The 20493-nt window shown below is 52.2% G+C and carries 18 protein-coding genes; 9 read left to right on the top strand and 9 right to left on the bottom strand.

The window, feature by feature from the left end; all coding sequences use genetic code 11:
* Window positions 1–2: 2 nt before the first annotated feature.
* From ACYVH9_RS02765 to ACYVH9_RS02755, 3 genes are all read right to left on the bottom strand, one after another.
* Window positions 3–716, bottom strand: coding sequence for a DUF3291 domain-containing protein (locus ACYVH9_RS02765; protein WP_460634762.1), 714 nt, complete (start codon window positions 714–716; stop codon window positions 3–5).
* A 236-nt stretch (window positions 717–952) separates the two neighbouring features.
* Window positions 953–1468, bottom strand: a complete 516-nt coding sequence (locus tag ACYVH9_RS02760) for a sll1863 family stress response protein (protein ID WP_460634761.1) — start codon at window positions 1466–1468, stop codon at window positions 953–955.
* 138 nt (window positions 1469–1606) lie between these two features.
* Window positions 1607–2236, bottom strand: a complete 630-nt coding sequence (locus tag ACYVH9_RS02755) for a thioredoxin family protein (protein WP_460634760.1) — start codon at window positions 2234–2236, stop codon at window positions 1607–1609.
* A gap of 282 nt (window positions 2237–2518) precedes the next feature.
* On the opposite strand from ACYVH9_RS02755, the gene rplU reads away from it, so the two are divergent.
* The 5 genes from rplU to ACYVH9_RS02730 all read left to right on the top strand — a co-directional run bounded on the left by rplU (window position 2519) and on the right by ACYVH9_RS02730 (window position 6755).
* Window positions 2519–2830, top strand: a complete 312-nt coding sequence (gene rplU, locus ACYVH9_RS02750; protein ID WP_111626617.1) for a 50S ribosomal protein L21 — start codon at window positions 2519–2521, stop codon at window positions 2828–2830.
* Window positions 2831–2946: 116 nt separating this feature from the next.
* Window positions 2947–3249, top strand: a complete 303-nt coding sequence (gene rpmA, locus ACYVH9_RS02745; protein ID WP_134030883.1) for a 50S ribosomal protein L27 — start codon at window positions 2947–2949, stop codon at window positions 3247–3249.
* A 161-nt stretch (window positions 3250–3410) separates the two neighbouring features.
* Window positions 3411–4013, top strand: coding sequence for a NifU family protein (locus ACYVH9_RS02740; protein WP_460634759.1), 603 nt, complete (start codon window positions 3411–3413; stop codon window positions 4011–4013).
* A gap of 103 nt (window positions 4014–4116) precedes the next feature.
* Complete coding sequence (locus ACYVH9_RS02735; protein ID WP_460634758.1) at window positions 4117–5559, top strand: DUF5723 family protein; 1443 nt, start codon at window positions 4117–4119, stop codon at window positions 5557–5559.
* 11 nt (window positions 5560–5570) lie between these two features.
* Window positions 5571–6755, top strand: a complete 1185-nt coding sequence (locus ACYVH9_RS02730; protein ID WP_460634757.1) for an OmpA family protein — start codon at window positions 5571–5573, stop codon at window positions 6753–6755.
* A gap of 12 nt (window positions 6756–6767) precedes the next feature.
* Here the strand turns inward: ACYVH9_RS02730 and ACYVH9_RS02725 are convergent, their stop codons facing one another.
* Complete coding sequence (locus ACYVH9_RS02725; RefSeq protein WP_460634756.1) at window positions 6768–7220, bottom strand: response regulator; 453 nt, start codon at window positions 7218–7220, stop codon at window positions 6768–6770.
* A 151-nt stretch (window positions 7221–7371) separates the two neighbouring features.
* Window positions 7372–9768: a gliding motility-associated C-terminal domain-containing protein gene (locus tag ACYVH9_RS02720; RefSeq protein WP_460634755.1), complete on the bottom strand. Its 2397-nt coding sequence runs from the start codon at window positions 9766–9768 to the stop codon at window positions 7372–7374.
* Between the two features lie 238 nt (window positions 9769–10006).
* On the opposite strand from ACYVH9_RS02720, the gene recG reads away from it, so the two are divergent.
* A complete protein-coding gene (gene recG / locus ACYVH9_RS02715) occupies window positions 10007–12109 on the top strand; it encodes an ATP-dependent DNA helicase RecG (protein ID WP_460634754.1) in 2103 nt (700 codons plus the stop codon).
* 89 nt (window positions 12110–12198) lie between these two features.
* On the opposite strand, the gene ACYVH9_RS02710 is transcribed toward recG, so the two are convergent.
* Entirely contained in the window at window positions 12199–13404 is a 1206-nt protein-coding gene (locus ACYVH9_RS02710) for a hypothetical protein (protein ID WP_460634753.1), read from the bottom strand.
* 182 nt (window positions 13405–13586) lie between these two features.
* On the opposite strand from ACYVH9_RS02710, the gene ACYVH9_RS02705 reads away from it, so the two are divergent.
* Window positions 13587–14519: a sugar phosphate isomerase/epimerase family protein gene (locus tag ACYVH9_RS02705; protein WP_460634752.1), complete on the top strand. Its 933-nt coding sequence runs from the start codon at window positions 13587–13589 to the stop codon at window positions 14517–14519.
* 1 nt (window position 14520) lies between these two features.
* Here ACYVH9_RS02705 and ACYVH9_RS02700 read toward each other — a convergent pair whose 3' ends face one another.
* The 3 genes from ACYVH9_RS02700 to ACYVH9_RS02690 all read right to left on the bottom strand — a co-directional run bounded on the left by ACYVH9_RS02700 (window position 14521) and on the right by ACYVH9_RS02690 (window position 16957).
* Window positions 14521–15444, bottom strand: a complete 924-nt coding sequence (locus tag ACYVH9_RS02700) for a phosphate/phosphite/phosphonate ABC transporter substrate-binding protein (RefSeq protein WP_460634751.1) — start codon at window positions 15442–15444, stop codon at window positions 14521–14523.
* A 127-nt stretch (window positions 15445–15571) separates the two neighbouring features.
* Entirely contained in the window at window positions 15572–16279 is a 708-nt protein-coding gene (locus ACYVH9_RS02695; protein WP_460634750.1) for a hypothetical protein, read from the bottom strand.
* A gap of 6 nt (window positions 16280–16285) precedes the next feature.
* Window positions 16286–16957 carry a DUF4369 domain-containing protein gene (locus ACYVH9_RS02690; protein ID WP_460634749.1) on the bottom strand — a complete coding sequence of 224 codons (672 nt, stop codon included), beginning with the start codon at window positions 16955–16957 and terminating at the stop codon, window positions 16286–16288.
* Between the two features lie 192 nt (window positions 16958–17149).
* Between ACYVH9_RS02690 and ACYVH9_RS02685 the strand changes: the two genes are divergently transcribed.
* Together ACYVH9_RS02685 and ACYVH9_RS02680 are read left to right on the top strand one after the other, a co-directional pair.
* Entirely contained in the window at window positions 17150–18511 is a 1362-nt protein-coding gene (locus tag ACYVH9_RS02685) for a DUF418 domain-containing protein (RefSeq protein WP_460634748.1), read from the top strand.
* A gap of 150 nt (window positions 18512–18661) precedes the next feature.
* Window positions 18662–20485 carry a glycoside hydrolase family 10 protein gene (locus tag ACYVH9_RS02680; RefSeq protein ID WP_460634747.1) on the top strand — a complete coding sequence of 608 codons (1824 nt, stop codon included), beginning with the start codon at window positions 18662–18664 and terminating at the stop codon, window positions 20483–20485.
* Window positions 20486–20493 lie beyond the last annotated feature (8 nt).

Below are 20493 nucleotides of genomic sequence, written 5' to 3'. Positions count from 1 at the left end.
TGTCAGGCAGCCGAAACCGGGGAAGTTTGCTCGGGAATAACCAACGGTTTTCCCAAAAAAACGCCCTCATGTGCTACCACTGCAAAACGGGCAAACAGTTCTTCCGAATACCACCGACGCTCGCGGGTCCGCCGGACAACCTCCTTATGACCGCTCTGCCGGTAGGCAAACTGTTCGATACTTTTCTCATCCGCCCAGACACTGACCGTACATTGCTGCATCAACGGTTTTTCGCCAACGCCCAACGCCAGCAGCAATTCGTTGCCGTGTGCGTTCAAACGCTCCCGTGCCTGCGGAACGTGACGCCAGAAATCAGGTAAGGACGCCAGCCGGATCGTAGCCCGGGTCAGCACGGCTACCGGCCCATCTGCCGTTCGTGGACCAGGCGGAGATTCAAACGGATTTTGGCCATCCCAAGCCCCGTGTGAGCGAATTGGCCGTAGGTAAAGGGTACCCGTCTCGATAGCCCCATGGCGGACCGACTGCCAGCGTTCGGATTCAAAAAAATGGCGAGCCGCTTGCTCGTCCGACCAGACGCCCAGAAAAACATAGGCGGAAAAATCCGGCATCAGACCGAAGTTTTTCCCACACCCCATCATTTTCTGAAACCGCAATCCTTCCGCCTGAAACGGTTGCATGACCCAACGCCCCATGTTGGCAAAAGCCCGGTACCAATTACGAAGCGGATACCGCAGCAATGTAAATGTAACAATCAATGTACTTTCCTGATTTTGTCTTCCTGATACTACTGAAACTGGGTCAGCTTGTTTGGCCGCAACGTTTTTTTTTAGCCAACGAGATTTTTTTCCAGAAGCGCCGATGCACGCGCTCACCGACTCTTACACTGTCAATTTACGCCAACAATTTTGTGGAAAAATATACCCAGAAATAAAGCCGCCCCAATCAGTACGTTGGAGCGGCTTTACTGCATTACCTAACTGAAAACTACTTATTATCGGTTATCGTTATCCAGCTTTTCACCAGCTTTGTCGAATGCATTGCCAATTTCTTTGCCGGCCCGTTTAAATCCTTTCTTTACATCGCCCCAGGCCGCTGCGGTGGCATTTTGCGCCTTGTCCAGATCATCGCCCAGCTCTTTGCGCTCCCTTTCGAGATCCGCCAGTTTCTCGCGTGATTTTTCCTTCGCCTGTGCGCCTTCCCGCTGAATATCAGCCTTCAATTCATCAATACGCGCATCCAGTTTGCGTTGTTCTTCTTTGATGTTGGCCACGGCTTTATCGCGCTCCTCCCGAAAATCGGCAGCCGCTTCTTCACCTTTTGCTTCCATTTTATCGCCAGCGGCTTCGGCATCAGCTTCAATAGCTTCCCCCGTATTTTCCAGGGCATCTTCGGTGCGAGAATCCTTTTTACCGTCGTTCTGGCAAGCCGTCAGCGACATTGAAGTGATAATCAAGGCGGCACCGGCCACGATACGAACCTGTTTGAACGTCGTGATTAACTTTTTCATAGCAATTACTGATTGATTGGTTTGTAGAAGACCGTTTGACAAAAGCAATGCCAAATAGAAGTTAAGCATTAAAACGGGGCGGCCCGGTGGTAGCAGATTCCGGAAGACATCAATTTATAATTCTTGAGGCCTGATTCCTTAAATGCCTTTCCATTTGATCGCGCACCCAATTGCGCGGGTAGCTGTAGTCACAACGGGCCGCCCCGCCAGCAGGTTGTTGACGGCTTCTTCTACAAACCGCCGGCGCACGGTCGCTGCATTCTGGGGACTGTCGTCAATGGCTCCCGCGTATTCGATCGTGAAACGGTCACCCGCATTTTTCAGAACAAATATTTCGGGCGTACGGCTGGCCCCAAAGGCGCGGGCCACCGTCTGGCTCTCGTCGGCCAGATACGGAAACGGATAATTCTTTTCCTTCGCCCGGATTTTCATGTTATCGAACGAATCTTCAGTATAGGCCGCCGGATCGTTGGGCTGAATGGCAATCAGGGGAAAGCCCTGCGCAGCGTATTTACGGTCAAGCGCGATCAGGCGCTCTTCATAAACCTTCGAAAATGGGCAGTGATTGGTCGTAAAGACGATGATGACCCCTTTTCCGTTTTTATAGTCGGACAATGAAACCAGCCGCCCGTCAACATTCTTAAGTTTAAAATCCTGCACAACGTCGCCGAGCGCATATGCCTTTTTCTCGTCAGAACGAGCCCTGGGAACATAAGCAGCCGCTACCACCGTCATCAGCACAGCAAGCAACCTTATCCATGCTTTCATAATCAGATGCGTTATCAGTCGAAAAAGCTTTCCGTAGAACAATGCGCGGCCGGTCCTCATCCACTTCTTTTCCGGCAAGGTAAAGTTCGGTTCGCCAGTTCTACGGGCTGGCGGGCCGCTATGTCCGGAAACCCGTGCAAAATTCATGCTAACTGGCAAGTAGCCAGTCGGTTCTCCAGCAAAATAACATTTCAACAGAATAGAAGGTTCGGGTTTCTTTTTTCAAACTAAAACCGCTATATTTGCACCTCATTTCTGGAAATAACTTTTTTTGTATCAATCATGTACGCAATCGTAGAGATCGCAGGGCAGCAATTTAAAGTTGAGAAGGGCCGTTACGTCTACACCCACCGGTTGGAAGGCGACACGGACGCTGCACTTGTGTTCGACAAGGTGTTACTTGTCGATAATGACGGTACTATTTCGGTAGGTGCCCCGACCGTCGCTGGCGCCCAGGTTTCAGGCAAAATTCTGGAGCACCTGAAAGGCGAGAAAGTGATCGTCTTTAAAAAGAAACGTCGGAAAGGCTACAAAAAGAAAAATGGCCACCGTCAGTATCTGACCAAAGTATTAATCGAAGATATTACAGTATAAAATCGTTTACGGTATACCGTCTACGGTTTTCGGTTAGTTGACATGCGCTTATCACGAATGCATAGCTAACGATAAACTGTAAACCATAAACCGTAAACCGTAAACTTTCTAACAAAATGGCACACAAGAAAGGTGTAGGTAGTTCCAAGAACGGTCGCGACTCGATCAGCAAACGCCTGGGCGTTAAGCTTTTCGGTGGTCAAGCAGCCATTGCCGGTAACATCATCGTTCGTCAGCGTGGCACCAAACATCACCCCGACAAAAACGTTGGCATTGGCAAAGACCATACGCTGTTTGCGTTGGTGGATGGCCAGGTTCAATTCCGTAAAGGTAAAGGCGGTCGTTCGTTCGTGAGCATCATCGCTGCTGGCCCATCCGCGGTTGAAGTAGCTCCGGTTGAAACCGTAGCGGCTGAATAAGCTTTTTGATTATTTCCAACGAAACAATCAAAGTGATAGCAAACCTGCCTGGCTGATGCCAGGCAGGTTTTTTCATATCCGCAAACTAATCCAAGCCCGCTGCTGTTCTCCCGGTACGAGGTTATATCAACCTTTATCAGGACTACTCATTGATTAAAGAAATGACGACGACGCTATATCCGCCGGTATCGCTGTATACCGAAAGCAGCCCGAATCCCAACTCGATGAAGTTCGTGGTGAACTTTCCCCTGGTTCCAGAAGGGCTCTCCTTTGATTATGCCGACGCATCCGAAGCGCTCATCACCGGAAAAGATTCTCCGCTGGTCGTTGCTTTATTTGGCTTCGACTTTGTGAAGCGGGTATTCATTGCCAGCAACTTTATCACGGTTACGAAAGACGAGGAAACCGAGTGGGAAGAGGTGTTGTTTGAAGTAAAACAGTTCATCCGGTCGTATTTCAACGATCAGAAACCGGTATTTGCAAAGCAAACCATCGACTCCAACACCACGAAAGTAGAAGCCGATTCGCCCACAATTCAGAAAATAAAATCCGTACTCGACCAGTACATCCGCCCCGCCGTTGAGTCTGATGGGGGAGCCATCAGCTTTCACTCGTTCGATGACGAAAGCGGTACGGTAAAAGTGTTACTACAGGGTTCGTGCAGCGGCTGCCCTTCATCAACGCTGACGTTGAAGGCCGGAATTGAAAATCTCCTGACGCGATTAGTCCCCGACGTAAAACAAGTCGAGGCCGAAGGCGTTTAAGGAATACATGATGGATGATGAACGATTGATGATCGGATGCACGCCCGTGCGGCTGTAACGTCATTGTTTATCATTCATCATTCCATCCTTTAATTTCTGGCTTATGGGTTTGCGCTTTCTGCGTTTAGTATTATTCTGTCTGCTTACAACATCCGCGGTTGCCCAGAACTTTCTGGGAATAGCTCCCAGCCCGTACGGGGGCACGCAAAGTCTTTACCTCAATCCCGCTTTTGCAACCGACTCCCGATACGGTTTTTACCTGAATCTGGGGGCTGCAAATGCCCACATCAACAACGATTATTTCCGCTATCAGGCACCGTTTTCGCTTACCTCACTCGTACTGAACCGGGTACCTGATCAGTATAGGCTGGCCGACGGCGCGGTTTTGTTCCAGCCCGAATACCTGGGCGAAGACTCCAACGGCAAATCCAAGTCCGGGTCGGCCTGGACGGATTTCCGGGGCCCTTCGCTGATGGTTCGGATGGGCGATGGGTTTGCAGTGGGTCTGACAACCCGGTTACGCGCGGCTGCTCAGTTTAACAATACCTCCGAATCACTCCTTTCGGTGGTCCGCGCGGGGCTGCAGGACGAACGGCTCTATAATATCCCGAGTCAGGATAACCAATTCAATATCAACACCAATACGTACGCAGAAGTTGGTCTAACCCTGGCCGGAACGCTCATCCAAGACGATGATCAGCAACTTTCGATTGGGGTTACGGTGAAAAGATTGCAGGGAATCACGGCTGGTTTTATGAGGAACAATGGCCTTTCCTACCGTGTCCTGGCGGATCAGAACCTGCCTAATAATTATTATCTACAAGTAGACCAGCTCAATGCAGAACTGGGTTACACCACGTATTTGCAGGATATGGAGCGGTCGGCAGTTTCCATACGCCGGTTTTTCGACGGCAGCAATCCGGGTCGGGGCTGGGGTGCGGATGTCGGTTTTTCCTACCAGCTTAAATCAAGCGATAACCCGGATGCATACGCACTCCGCCTGGGCGTAGCGTTAACGGATCTGGGTGCTATTCGATACCGCAACAGCCCTTACGTGCAACATTACGTCATCAATACGACGGATCAGCAATTCACTTCGGACGATTTCAAAAAAGTTACCGGTAGCGAAAGCATTGCCAACGTAATCCGGGATGAACTTAACTTAACCGAAGCCAACAACACCGGTCAGTTTACGTCGGGCCTGCCTGCAGCCCTTTCCGTCAATGCCGACATTTATGTTGGCCGGGGCTTCTACCTAACCGGTACGGTATTACAGAACTTACGCTCCAGCAACGCCATTTCCATCCGCCAGCCTTCGCTGGTTTCGGTCGCTCCCCGGCTGGAAACCTCAACCCTGGGCGTGTCCATTCCGCTGACTCTGATCAATAATTCATTCGTTGCAGGTGCCTCCATCCGGCTTGGACCGGTTTTTCTCGGTACGGATAATTTGTTCGGGATGATTGGCAGTAATTCGAATCAGCTGCGACCGCGCGGGGCAGACATTTATGCCGGGTTAGCCCTGGCTAGTTTGCGCCGGAAACCGTAGTAACCCAGCCCATGAAGCGTTTGACCGTTTTTATGATTTCGTTGCTTCTGTATTTACAGGCAGCGGTTTGTACCGGCCAGAACAATCCGGTCGAAGAATACACTGTCCGAATTGAAACCAAAAACCGCAACGGGCAACCGGTGCCGGCAACGCTGACCATCACCAACGAAAAAACAAAAAAAGTGCAACGGGGCACCTTACGGTCCGGTTCTTATACGGTTGCCCTCCCGGCCGGAAGCGTTTTCCGTCTTGATGCAACCCAGGCCGGATACCGCCCCGCCCAGAGAGTACTGCGCCTGGATCGCGTCTTCGATCCAAATCAGAGCCAGCAGGTTATCGTATTGACCATGGATCGGGAGGTTTCGAGTGAATCGCCCGTTAATGTCACGGTTATCGATTACGAAACCAAGCAGCTCATCCGGCAGAAGCTCAATGTTCAGGTTCAGGATTTTGACGGTCGACGCGTGATCATGACCGGCCCGCCCCGCGAAGGAAAATTTACCTTTCTGGCTGAATTTGGCCAAAAGATACAGTTTGTGGTCGAAACACCGGGCTATCAGCCATACACTTACACGGTCGATGTAAAAGAGCAGCACGACATTACCATTCCCTTGCAGCGCTTCCAGAATCCGGTTGCTACTCAGGAGTCCACCCCAACGGAATCTGCCCCGCAGGCAGCCACACCACCAGCCACTACGCGTCCGGAACCCACAGCGGCTCCCCCCGTAGCAACTGCCCCTGTACCGGCTCCCACCAACCCGGCTCCGGCAACAGCGCCCCCACCGGCTGCCAATCCGGTACCCAAACCCGCAGCACCCGCCCCCGCCAGCTCAGACCTTTCCGCACTGACTTCGGGTAAAACCGTTACACTCAACAATGTTTATTTTGACCAGAGCAGTTATATGCTCCGTCCGGAGTCCTATACGCAGCTCAACCAACTGGTAAACTTGCTCAAAAATCGCCCGGAAGTGAAGATTGAAATTGCGGGCCATACCGACAATGTGGGTGATCCCCGCCTGAATCTGGCGCTCTCCGAAAACCGGGCCCGGGTCATTACATCCTATCTGATTACCAACGGTATTTCGGAAAGCCGGCTGCGTCATAAAGGGTACGGCCATACGCGCCCTATCGCGGCCAATGATACGGAGGAAAATAAACGAAAAAACCGTCGGGTTGAAGTGCGGTTGCTAGAATGAGCAATCGTTGACCTACGAAATTGATACGGAAGCCTGCCAGTGTTGGTAAACTTCGCGCAGTAGCTCCTTGATTTCTTCAAAATACAGGGGCTTACTGACACAAACCGTAGCACCCAGATCGACGCATAATTCCATTTCTCCCTGGTTCTGGGTATTGACAAATAATACAATCGGAATACGTTGCCAGGCCGGGTTCGCCTTGATTTCCCGCAAGGTATCAAACCCGTTGAGCCCGGGCATGTATTTATCCAGAATAACAATCCACGATAATGCCACGGTGGGCACCGGACCGCTGGTTTCCTGCTGCATAAAATCCAGTAGTTGCTCTCCGCTCGGAAACTCCTGAATAAGAGCCGTCATTTCCATCGACTCCAGGGCCATGCGCATCAGCATCCGATCTTCCTCATCGTCATCCACCAGCAACACCGTTGGCTTTCGGTCAGATTGGGTATACGGTCTTTCCATACGATCCGGTTTTGTCATCCAATGAAGGATCAAAAATCGGCAATCATCGGCAATCCATAAACCCATTGAATAGGAAAAGCGCAAATTTGTTGAAGAAAAGCTAAACAAAAATTGGTTCAGCCATTCGGCCTGCCTATCCTCCGGGTACAGTTTATCGGGTAATCAGCAGGCTACCGCTTCGCTGCGGTTGTGAATCACCGGGTTTGATCACGTAATGATACATCGCTGGTGGAACATCCTGCCCTTGGCTGCGGCCATCCCACGGTTCCGCGTAGCCCTTGGAAACAAATACGGGATTCCCCCAACGGTTATAGACTTCCACCCGACAATCGGGATAATTCTCAATTCCGCGAATCACCCAGTTATCGTTCAAACCGTCGTGATTGGGTGTAAACGCATCCGGTATGTAAAGCGCAGTTGTAACCGTTACAGTCAACTGGGCCGTAAACTGACACCCCTGGGGCGATGTAACCCGCACGTGGTACGTGGTGGTAGTATCGGGGCTGGCGTAAGGCTGCGCGATCACCGAACTGCTTAGACCCACGGAAGGTGACCAATCATAGTTCAACGAATCCACGCTGTTCTTATTCAATTGAACTTCGCTGCCCCGCCGAATCGTTGCATCGGTCACAGCAATAACCGGCGCTGGAAGAACCGTTACAACCTGCTGCGCCCGTCCCGGACAAGCATTTCCGGGCATGGCAAGCGTATATGTGATCACAAACTGGCCAGGGCCCGCCTTAGCCGGATCAAACTCAGCACCGTTCACGGCACCAGCCGCCCGGCCAATACCGGTAAAAGATCCTCCAGCCGGTTCGGCCAACAGGGGTAAGCGTTCGGCGGCATTTTCACAAACCGACGGTAATGAAGCCATGGTAACGCCCGGCGTAGTCTTAAAATCCAGCAGCACTTCATCGGCCACTGCCTGACACTGGTTGGTATCGGTGACCGTCAGCCCATACTGACCCGACTGCGTTACCGCCAGCAAAGCCCTTTTTTCCGACAATACATTCCCCATGTTTGTCCATTGGTACATATAGGTTGGGCGGGCAACCGCATTCAGCCGGATTGTATCGCCCAGACAGGCCGTTGTTAGCGCCGGTGGCTGAATCAAAGCCTGGGGGTTGGGATGAACTTTTACCACCATACTGTCGGTGATCACACAGCCGGTCGACGAGCTGGTTATCTGAACCTTGTACTCGCCCGTTTCGCGGGGTTGGTACGAAAAAACGTTGGCTCCCGGCAGTACCCGGTCATCCCGAAACCAAGCGTAGGTGTAATCACCTTCGGGAGCTTTCAGCAGTACGGTTTGTCCGGCACAGAAGGTGGTGGGGCCACTTGCGGTTACTTTCAGTTGCTCGGCTGTCATCAAATCCACCTTGACGCTCGTCTGCGCCGGGCTTGGCTTGCCACAGGTTTTGCGGAATTTCTTGATAACCGTATAATTTCCCGATTCGTTGACGACCAGGCTGGCGGTTGTATCGCCAGCCAGATCCAGGCCGTCGCGTTGCCACTGAAATGTCCACTCCGCCGATGACTCGGTTTTCAGCGAAATGGTTTGCCCCTGGCAGGCCGAAACACTGGTGACGGTTCCGTTAGCCGCCCGCCCGATTTTAGCTTTCTCAGGTGCTTTTTCGAGCGAAATAACGGGAGCCGGAGGGGTATTGGTGGGGCAGTCAACAACGGCTAGCTGGAAATCGCGCCGAACCGAGCCAATCCGTTGACCATTTCGGAATTCCTCGCACAAAACCGCAAAAGCAAATAAGCCAACCTGACTAGCTGTTACGCTCAACTCGCCCGTTGCTGCATCGATGCGCAGACCAGGGGTGCCGGGAACGGCATTTTCTGCACTGAAACCCGAGCCCCAGCCTACTGTTGGATAAGCCGAACTGGGGCGGTTGTCATAAGCAAGACCTTGGTCCGTAAATCCTTTGTAGGGTGTCACCAGCGAATACTTCAACTGATCGCCATCGGCATCAGTTGCTTTGAAGCTAAACGTGAATGGTTGACCTTTGCAGGCATATTCGCCCGTGGGCACCGAAAACTGGGGCGAGGAGTTAAGGGTTGTTTTAGGGGCCGGGAAATCCAGGTAGAACACCATTCCGGACTCGTCGGCCTGCGTAATGTTATCGATGGCACCGCTGCGGCAACAAACGCCGTGAACCACGTAATAACCGCCCGGATCGTCGAAGCGGTCCAGCGACAGTTCAATATCCTGGCTATAAATCACTTCGCTCAGTTTCAGGGGCCGCAGCATGGCGCAGGCCTGGTTGGAAGCCGTCAGCGGTTTCTGAGTGAGAAACGGCAACTCAAATTCGCCCATTTTCAGGTTATCCCGCCGACGGTAGATCGCGAGTTTGAGCGACGGTTTGATATCACCTACCTGACTATTCTGTTCGTCAATGAATAAATCCAGTGAGAGCGTATAATAACCCGGTGCGGGCTTAGCGGTTAGCCGAACATTGCCGCCGGTAATATGAGATGCTGATAGCCAGCCCTTTATACCAAGCAGAAAAAAGAGAAGAAGGAAAGTAGTACGTTGAGTCATAGAACACAGGCTGTCCTGAACAGATACGCACAAAAAGCAAGCCATTGTCGGAATTTTGTTTAAAATCACCCATACATTTTTTGGAAACCGACACCCAACTAGCCTACTTTTTGACCTTCCAGGGGTAGCAAAACGCCCGAATAAGCGTATCTTTTAAGAAAATTTGTAGTTTTGATCAATCTGAAGAACTGACAGTAAAGCCACTTCGCCGAAACGGAATGGTTTACATATAGAGGGTATGACGGAGCGCATCACGTTTTTCGACACAAAAATTGAGTATTTGAAAGGTGTTGGACCCCAACGGGCAGCGTTGTTCAATACTGAGCTTAGTATTTTCACCTACCGGGACCTGCTTCAGTATTACCCGTTCCGGCACGAAGACCGTACCCGCTTTTATACCATCGCCGAACTGTCTGACACGCTTCCGGCCGTTCAGGTGATCGGTCGCGTTCGGGACTGGACGATAGTCGGCGAAGGGCCTAAGAAACGGCTGGTAGCCACCTTTACCGACCATACCGGTTCAATGGACCTGGTCTGGTTTCAGGGCATTACGCATTTTGAGAAATTTTTGCGCCCCGGTGCCGAATATGTCGCCTACGGCAAAGCCATCGCGTTTGGATCAACCTACAGCATCACGCACCCGGAGCTGGACCCGCTGACGCCGGAAAGCGAACAGAATAGCACGTTTCATCCCGTTTATAACCTGACCGAAAAGCTGCGTCGGATGCGGGTGGATAGCAAATTGATTGCGCGCACCATGCGCCAGTTGCTCGAATTGGCTTATCCGCACATTCACGAGACCTTACCCAACACGCTGATCGAACAATACCGGCTGATTTCAAAAGCCGATGCCATCGAAAATATTCACCTGCCCCAAAGTCAGGCCTGGCTCAAGCAGGCCGAACGGCGGCTAAAGTTCGAGGAGTTGTTTTACAATCAGCTGCGGCTGATCAAAAATAAGCTGGTTCACAAAACCGTATATCCGGGGCAAGTTTTCCGGAGCATGAGCCTGTTGAACCGGTTTTACAAGGAATTCATCCCCTTTCCGCTGACCAATGCCCAGAAACGGGTTCTGCGCGAAATCCACGGCGATCTGGTCAGCGGTGATCAGATGAACCGGCTGTTGCAGGGCGATGTTGGAAGCGGGAAAACCATCGTGGCATTCATTACGATGCTCATGGCCATCGATAATGGTGCACAGGCCTGTATCATGGCCCCCACCGAAATTCTGGCCGACCAGCATTACTACGGTTTAAAGGTTTTTGCCGATCAACTGGGCCTGAACATCGGGCGGCTGACGGGTTCGACCCGCACCAAAGGACGCCGAATCATTCACGAACAGTTGCAGAGCGGCATGATGCACATCATCGTTGGAACGCACGCGCTGTTGGAAGATGCGGTTCAGTTCAAGAACCTCGGCCTGTGCATCATTGATGAGCAACACCGTTTTGGTGTGGCACAGCGCGCCCGGCTCTGGAACAAGAACCAGGAAATTTACCCACATATGATGGTCATGACGGCCACGCCCATCCCGCGAACGCTGGCCATGACGCTTTACGGCAACCTCGATTTGTCCATTATCGACGAACTTCCGGCGGGTCGCAAACCGATTAAAACCGTTCACCGTTATGATACCCACCGCCTGGAAGTTTTTGGGTTTATCCGGCAGCAAATCGAGCAGGGACGGCAGGTTTACGTGGTATATCCGTTGATCGAAGAATCGGAAAAGCTGGATTTCAAGGACCTGATGGACGGCTACGAAAGCATCGTCCGGGCCTTTCCGCAGTATCCTATTGGCGTCTTACACGGCAAAATGACCGGTTACGACAAGGATTTTGAGATGGAACGGTTTGTGAAGGGCGAAACCAAAATTATGGTGGCTACAACGGTTATTGAGGTGGGCGTGAACGTACCGAATGCCAGCGTGATGGTTGTAGAAAGTGCCGAGCGGTTTGGACTGGCCCAGCTACACCAGCTGCGGGGGCGCGTCGGGCGGGGCGCCGAGCAATCGTACTGCGTTCTGATGACGGGTTATAAACTCAGTAAAGAAACCCGCACCCGCATCGAGACCCTGGTGAAGACCAACAACGGTTTTGAAATTGCTGACGTGGATTTACAACTCCGCGGTCCCGGCGATCTTTCCGGAACCCAGCAAAGCGGAATTGCCGATCTGGTGTTGGCCGACCTTGCCAAAGACGGAGCGATTTTGACGGCCGCCCGCGAATCGGCCCAGCGCATTCTGGAGGAAGATCCGGAATTAATTTTGCCCCAGAACGCCCCCATCCGCAATCAGGTGGAACTACAGCGGGAAGGTGAAACAAACTGGAGCCGGATTAGCTAATCAATTGAGAACGGTTTTTAGCACGTCCGGCCATTCTCAAACGAAACAGATTGTTTCCCAAGAATGGCCGGATGCCGTTGCGTACGGTTTTAATGTGACTCGTCGGTTTCGAAGCCTAGAATGACCAGCCGCGTAGGTTGTGCCGAGACTTTATGTTTGGTAATCTGAGCAAAGTCCGCCAAGTTGACCTGATGCACTTCTCCGGCCGTTGGTAGCGCAATGTAAGCGTATTTTTCCGTGGCCTCCAGCACCGGCTTGAACGTGTCGGTCGACGGTGTAGCGCCAATCACGCTGCCCTGCTTTTTCAGACTGCCCGTCGACAAATCGTATACTTTCAGGGTTCCGTCGGTCAGCAGCAACAACAGATTCTTTCCGGCCCGGTCCACTTTACACTGCATCACGTCCGTTCCTTCGTAAATCGGCGTAATTTTGTTGCCTGTAACATCCACAAAATAAGCACCTTTGGTCGCAACAAAGCCAACGAATTTCTTAACACCAGCGGCTTCCAGGATCGTTCCCAAACGAATATCACCAAAACCGTCTGGATTGGGAATCAGGCGTTGATCGCCGTTTTGGGTTACTACCAGCGCGCCACCAGCCACACCAAAAACGGCATTCGTACCGTCGGTGGCATTGCCGTGCAGACGGCTCACCGCCAGTTTCGAGGCAAATAGCTCTTTTCCGGTAGCATCAATGATTTTTACCCCATGCGGCCCCGACAATTTCGACGCGGCATCCACAAACGTAACGGCGTAGGTCCCGTTGTCAAATTTAGCCATCGCTCCGTGGTGCGCCGTCAAACCGGCATTAATTACCTTCATCTTGGCACCCGCTGTATGAAAATCAGCTTCATTGGCCGCACTCAGGGTTCCATCACCATCGTTAAAAATCAGCGACTCATTGCCTCGCGTTTTAAAGTGAGTCGGTTTAGGCCGGTCACTGGTGATGGCGGCAAACTTGGGCGTGCCCTTCACATCGACATGATCGCCGTGGTATTCCAGTCCACTATCGAAGAATTGCACAAAATTTTGAGACCCGTACAGCAAAGCCGCAAACCGTCCGGAAGCCGTTGTGTATAAGGTAGCATTAGGATACTGTCCCTCAAAGGTCGTAACGGCCCCACCGGCGGGCGTCACCTGCGTCAGTTGGTTGCTGGTGCCATCCGAAACCAGTAAGCGAACGTGTTTGAATTCACTGGCAACTTCTCCCGGCGTTGGGTTTTCTTCTTTCTGGCACGCTGTCAGGGCTACTACCACGCCCAGCGTAAAGGCAAGTTTGTAAAAAACGGTTTTCATTTCTGCTCTTTTAAATGCAACTATAATGCAAATGCAACAATGATGCAAAAGTAGACAGTTTTTCGCATTTGCAAAATCTTTCCGGCATACTTTCAATCGGTCCGCAACGTTTTCCGGCGCAAAATCCATAGCGTCACGTAGAAAAGTGTAGCTTTGAAAAACCGATTGAACGCCAAACCGCCGTGAAACCGTCATCCCGTCGCGCTTTTTTACAAACGTCAGCCCTGCTGGCCGGAAGCCTGTTCACCCCGTCTCTTCCCGCGTTCAGCGCAGTGCCAAAACCGTTGCGGCTGGGCGGTCCCATTTTCCTGAAAAGCGATGATCCGGAAGCCCTGGCGCGGGAACACCGGCGTTTGCAGTACAGCTCGGCCTATGTGCCGGCGGTTGACATAAAGGATACGGCTAAAATAGAAGCGATTCGAAAAGCGTTTGCGGCTCAGAACGTAATTATTGCCGAGGTGGGTGCCTGGGTCAATATGCTGGAACAAGATGCCAGCAAGCGGCAGAAAAACATGACGTACGTATCGGAACGGCTGGCGCTGGCCGACGAAATTGGGGCGCTAACCTGTGTTAATATTGGCGGTTCTTACAATCCGAAGCAATGGGATGGGCCGGATGCCCGGAATGTATCCAGGGAGTATTTTGATGCTACAGTCGAAAACTGCCGGAAGGTAATTGATGCTGTAAAACCTAAAAACGCCAAATTTGCGCTGGAAATGATGGGCTGGAGCCTACCCGACGGCCCGGATTCATACCTGAAATTCATCAAAGCCATCGACCGACCGGCGTTTGCGGCTCATATCGACATTGCCAATATCATCAACACGCCCGAACGGTTTTACCAGAATCCGAAACTCATCAACGACACCTTCCGAAAACTAGGTCGCTGGATTGTATCGGTACACGCCAAAGATGTACATGGTAAAGATGTTCATTTTGCCGAAACCATGCCGGGACGCGGAGCGCTCGATTACCGTACGTACATCCGAAATGTCACCGCCCTGCCGCAGCAAACACCGTTTCTGCTCGAACACCTGCGCACTCCGGAAGAATACGACGAAGCGCGGAAATACGTCATCAGCCAAGCCACCGAAGCGGGCATTCCGCTGGCCTGACTCAGCGAATCAGACTCGCAAACTGTTCGATCAACTCCTTCGGAGCACCAATCTGTTGCTGGTATGATTGATAAAAAGCGCGGTTGATGGGCGTAAATCTCTCCGCTTGCCGGGCTTCTGACCAGCCCGAACGGAGTGCCGCCAGTGCGTCGGGCGTTTCAGCGTGCAGGCTCAGTAAAATGTCGGTAATCTTTTTTTGCAACGATGGAGCCAGCGAACTTTTCAACAAAGCCGGTCCCAGCGGAATTTCGCCCGACTCCCAGACCAATTTGACCTGCTTCTGCAACGTCGGATCGTTCCTGACGGCTTTGTAATATTCTTCACTGCCGAAGGCCGCCAGATCGACGTTTCCATCCAGCACTTGGCGCAACCCGTTGGCGTGCGTTTTGCTGTACGACACGCTTTTGAATTGCTGCTCGGGCTGCGTCAGGCCGTTGGCGTATAAAAGAGCGCGCGGAATCAGGTTACCGGACGTGGAAGTCTCGCTGACAAACGTCATCCGATATTGAGCAGCTTGGCCCTTCAGATCCGCAATCCGGGTAATCGGCAGCGATGCGTGGGCAACGAGGGCGGTTTTGTAATTATCGCTTACGTCGGGAGGCACCTGCAAGGCCGCCACCGGCGTGTACGGGCTGGCATTTCGGTTGATCATCAGCAAGTACCCAAACGTACTGATGAGGGCAATATCCACCTCTCCTGCTTCGAGACCGCTGATGAAAGCCGCCACATTTGCGTAACTTTTTGTCTGCACCGTCATCCCCAACCGCTGACTCAGCACCTCGGCCAATGGCTGAATATTACCCAAACGGTTATTATCGGCGTACGTATACGTTGCCAGCGTAAGTTGCTGTGATTGAGAAAAAACCGCGAAAGCTGAGAGCTGAAGCAATAATACTAACCTAATTCGGAGCCAGGCAACATTCATAAGCGGTGGTATGAATAGAATGAATGAAGCCCTAAAACTAGCCCGGATGCGATGAAACAACGGCGATCGATTGAGCAACCGGCCACAAAATGACGCAATCGGTGCCCTTTTGCTGGATGCATTCCGCTTAATTCAGGTTCAGACCAAACAAGACGCCAAACCACGGTCGTTGCTGGTAAATCCAGTTGCGCCGGTTCACATCCAGTAGGTGGTCCACGCCCAATGCAATCCCGACATTGAACACCCGGGCATCGTAAATAGCAGCCACACCGGCATCCAGCACCACCCCCTCATACTCCACCCCGATGGGGCGACGCAAAACAAAATCACTGATGGACGTAGAGCCAATCCCGGCAAACAAACCGTAACCAAACCCCCGGCTTTGCAGCTGACGAACCGCAAATGAAGGACTGACGGTTTTCCAGCGGTAATTGTACAAATCCGTCCGGCGGCCCACGTACAGGGCCGCATTAAAGTTGGAGTTCAGCTGGGCAGGAAGGTGTGCCCGGGCGGGCCTGATCTTGAAAGGAATGGTAAAAACATCCACGTCAACCTCCGTGCGCCGGAACGTCCACGTTTTATAGTCCGGCGAGCGCACGACCCGACGATGATCCGTTTGCGGGAAGACGAGTTCCAGCGAGTCGCCCGAATCCACCACATAGACGTCCCTGCCTTTCAGACCCGGTTGTGTTTTCTGCAAAATCCGGTAAAAATCCGGCTCCATAATGCCCTGGGGCGACTGAACCCGACAACCGACCCAACAGCCTGGCCCTACCACCAGCAACAAACCATACAGCAGACGAGTGAGACCATTCCGCGTCTGAAAACCTTGCATGAGGTCCTATTTCAACTGATTTTGTAACCGCTTCGCCAGCGAGTGAGTTTTGAGCGAAGCATTTAGCTGGTTGTACATGGCGCGGGCTTCGGCTTTGGGAAACTGCATCCAGTACCAATTCAGCAAATAAAGACTCAACTGCGAATTTGGTTCAGCGCGGATCTGCTGCGCCACTTTCTGAATCTGTTCCTGCTTCAACCGCTTTTCTTCGCGAGCCACCCGGTTGGCCACCGCCGTGTCGCTGTTCGATCGTTGACGCTCGTTGTACAAATCCATCAGAATATCGCGGTAGGGTCGATCCACGTCATTCTGGAATTTCAGCCAGCTAGCGGTCAGCGGAGACCCTTTGATTTCAGCCTCCCGAAATGCATCCCGGGTTCCTTCCAAGGTCAGATCACCATCCCAGATAAATTGCACCTGCCCCGGCAAACCCGCAGCCACCACGTTGTAAAAATCGACTTCGGGAATACTGCGGCTGAACGTAAACTTTCCATCGACGGCCCGGGTCGAGTCAACCAGCACCGGACGGCTGTTGGAATTATCCGTTTTCTTCAGGTAAATCGTGGTCGTTCCCAGCCCGCTAACATTGCCTTGCAGCCGGACATTTTTCTGAGCCTGCGCCGATGAAAATAAGCCTAAACCGGCCAGCGTGAGAACGATAAATAGATTGGTTTTCATAGGATAATGGTGCAACCTTTCAAAACTTCCGTTTAATAAAACGTTTTGATTTACAGCGTATAACTCGATACATTACGGATAGTAAACAATAAAAATGCCCTTTCAGTCTGCGTTGTTTTCCGATCCGGGAGTAAACTTATCCTCTGGCCTTTTCAAATCAAAACAATCTTCTTTAACCTACACAATTCGCTCATGGATGCAATTTCTACTTCTCCCGTCTCTTTTGAGGTTCTGCCGGCCAGCGAATCAGCCCGGCCCGTAGCCAAAGTGGAGCGAATTCAAACCATCGATATCATTCGGGGGTTTGCCCTGCTCGGCATTCTGATGATGAACATGCCCTTCTTCGGCATCTCGCATACAGCCACGCCCCGGTTTTTCACCGCCCCGGCCGATTCCGCCGATTTCAAGACGTTCCTGGTTGTTTCGGTGCTGTTTGAAGGTACCATGCGGGGGTTGTTTTCCATGCTGTTCGGTGCCGGAATGTTGTTGTTCATGGCCAAAAAAGACACGCTGGCCGATGGCTACGGCATGGCCGATTATTATTACCGCCGGTTGTTTTGGCTCATTTTGTTCGGTGTTTTCAACGCTTTTGTGCTTCTCTGGCCGGGCGACATCCTGTATACCTACGGAATTTGCGGCCTGTTTTTGTTTCCCTTTCGGAAAATGAAAGCCCGGACGTACCTGCTGATCGCATTTTTCTGCGTGGCAGTGTTGGGTGCAAAGGGCTTTTTTCGAACCATGGAAACCAAAGAAAAACGCGAAGGGTATCTTGCCGCCCTTCAGCTCGAAAAACAAAAAAAACCGTTGACCGCCGAGCAGAAGAAAGCGAAAGAAGCCTGGCTATCCGTAGAAAAAAACACCAAATACGACCCTAAGAAAGAACAAGAGATCAACAAAACCATGCAGGAAGGCAGCTATGAAGCCATCTTTACTAATTACCTGCCGCTCAACACCAAACTTGAATCGACCAAATTCTACCAGAGTTACGTCTGGGATGCCTGGGCGCTGATGTTTCTGGGGATGGCGCTGTTCAAGTGGGGGTTTTTCTCCAACAAACTGCGTACCCAAACGTACGTGATCACGTTGCTGGCTGGCTACGGTGTTGGCCTGACGCTCGGCTGGTTCAGCTTCTGGAACGGTGTGGCTTGGTTTACTAATCCCGGCAATGTGCTCGATGCGGATACGTTTCCGTTTCAGGCTTTCTACCATATCCGGCGGGCTGCCTCGGCGCTCGGCCACGCAAGCTTACTCCTGTTGATTTACCGATCGGGCATCGTTTCCTGGCTCATGAATGCCCTGGCAAACGTTGGACAAATGGCGTTTACAAACTACCTTATGCAGAGTATCATCTGCACACTGATTTTCTACGGATACGGCTTTGGGTACTTCGGCAAACTGGCGCTGCACGAACTCTACTACGTCGTGGCCGCCGTCTGGCTGTTTCAACTCTTTTTTTCGGCCCTCTGGCTCCGTTTTTTTCGCTTTGGCCCCTTTGAGTGGCTCTGGCGATCACTCACGTACTGGCACCGACAACCCATGCTGCTGGAGCGCTGAACTCCTACCCGAAAAATAATATCAGTAATCCATAAGAAAGTAAAAGAAAGCGGCAGACGCAGCAGCTAATTTTGTGGAGTGCAGGTCAAACCGGCTAAAACCGTACCGTTGCCGTACACCTTCGCCCTGAAATTATCACAACCGTTTGTCATGGGATCCGAACCTTCAAAAACCCGGCGGGATTTTTTGCGCAGTGGCTTCGTCAGTGCCGCCACGGCCCCTGTCCTGCCGAATATCTTTGCCACTTCATCCGTTGAGGCTCAGGCCAAGCCACCCAAAAAATCGATTCTTGACACCCACCGTAACCTGTTCAATGGTGACACCTGCGTCTATTTTTACAACCCGGAGCTCTGGCAACCCGAAGACTATTCGTTAAAAACCGTTGTCAACCCCCGCACCGGTAAGATGAACGCCAAGCCCACCCTCGTGGGTGGCCCCTTCAAAGCCAAATCCATTCACCGCTATGTGGATCTGCTGGCCGACAACGGCATTGATACCTTCGTAATCAACGCCAACGCCAACCGCGCCTGGTATCCCAGCAAGAAAATCCCTAGCATTCTTGACGGCTACAAACGGGGCGATCGCGACTTCTTTCGCGGCCATGCCATCTGCCAGGGCATTACCGACCCCGAAGCCGTGGAGGAGTTTCTGGACAATTTTACCCTGTTCATGAATCGCTACCAGGATTTGATCGACGCAGGTGTCGACTGGCTGGCCGAAACCTCCAAAGCGTGCCGACGCCGGAAAATCTCGCCCTGGGTGAGCATTCGGATGAACGACATGCACGGCAGTCGGAATCCCGAAGGTAGCTTTTTTAATCTTCCGCTTTTCAAGCAGAAAGAAATGCGGCTCCAGCACGCTTCCTACGGTTTGCAGAACGCACAGGATCGGATCGGGCTGAATTACGAAAAACCGGAAGTCCGCGCGCTGATGCTGGAGCAGATTCGGGAGGTGGTAGAAGATTACGACTTCGAAGGACTGGAACTCGACTGGTGGCGACAACCCCTCTGCTGCGAACCCGGCGCGTCACCCCAGACCATTGCCGTGATGAACGACTGGTTTCGTCAGATTCGGGCGCTTACGCAGCGGCAAGCCAAGAAAACCGGAAAACCGTATCCGTTCGGGATGCGCATTCCGGGGGCGCTGGATCAACTGAAAGCCATTGGCGTGGATGTGGTGACGCTATGCCAGGAAGGAACACTCGACTTCATCATTCCGGCGGGATTCTGGGCTACAACCTGGGATATGCCACACGACGAGTTTCGCCGACGTCTGGGCGACCGCGTGACTATTTACGGCTCCGTAGATGACGGTGCCAACAGCCTGCCCACACAAAATGAAGCCGGAACGGTTAAGGAACGGATGCGGTACATCGGCGCGAGTCCGGAAATTGAACGGGCCAACGCGGCTGGCAAGCTGGCCATGGGCGTACACGGCATCGAGTGGTTCAATTTTTTCTGTTCCGATCAAAACCGACTGTCGGGTATCAAGGCCGATTACACGGCCCTCCGCGACATTCATAAACTCGACTTCCTGCGCGGCAAACCCAAACACTACTGTTTCAGCACGGCCGGTGCGAATTTCAACCCAACGCCGTTTGAACTTCCCGCTCAAATGCCCGCCAGCATTGGTCCTTTTGCGCAACGACCGTTTCAGCTAGCCATGTGCGCCGAACCCACCGACCAGAACCTGGAACTAGTGGTACAGGTGGTGCTGAAAGCGAGCGATAAGGTGACTCACTTGCCGGTTTCGGTCAACGGTTGCTGGCCCAATCTCAAAAACGAATCCAGCCAGAAGCTGCTCATGCCGTGCGGTTCGCTGACGCACCACTCGCCGGAAAATGTGGCCTACAATTATCGCTTTCCGGTTTCGCTTGTGACCGACGGCTGGAATAAAATTGTCGTTGAAAACCAAAGCAAAGAGCCTATTACGGTGGCCGCCATCGAACTCGTTGTTCAACCCAAAACGGTTTAATGGAGCCG

This window comes from Larkinella harenae (genome assembly GCF_054780515.1).
The sequence above is the reverse complement of the archived record's forward strand: the minus strand, read 5'-3'. Positions and strand labels throughout refer to the sequence as shown.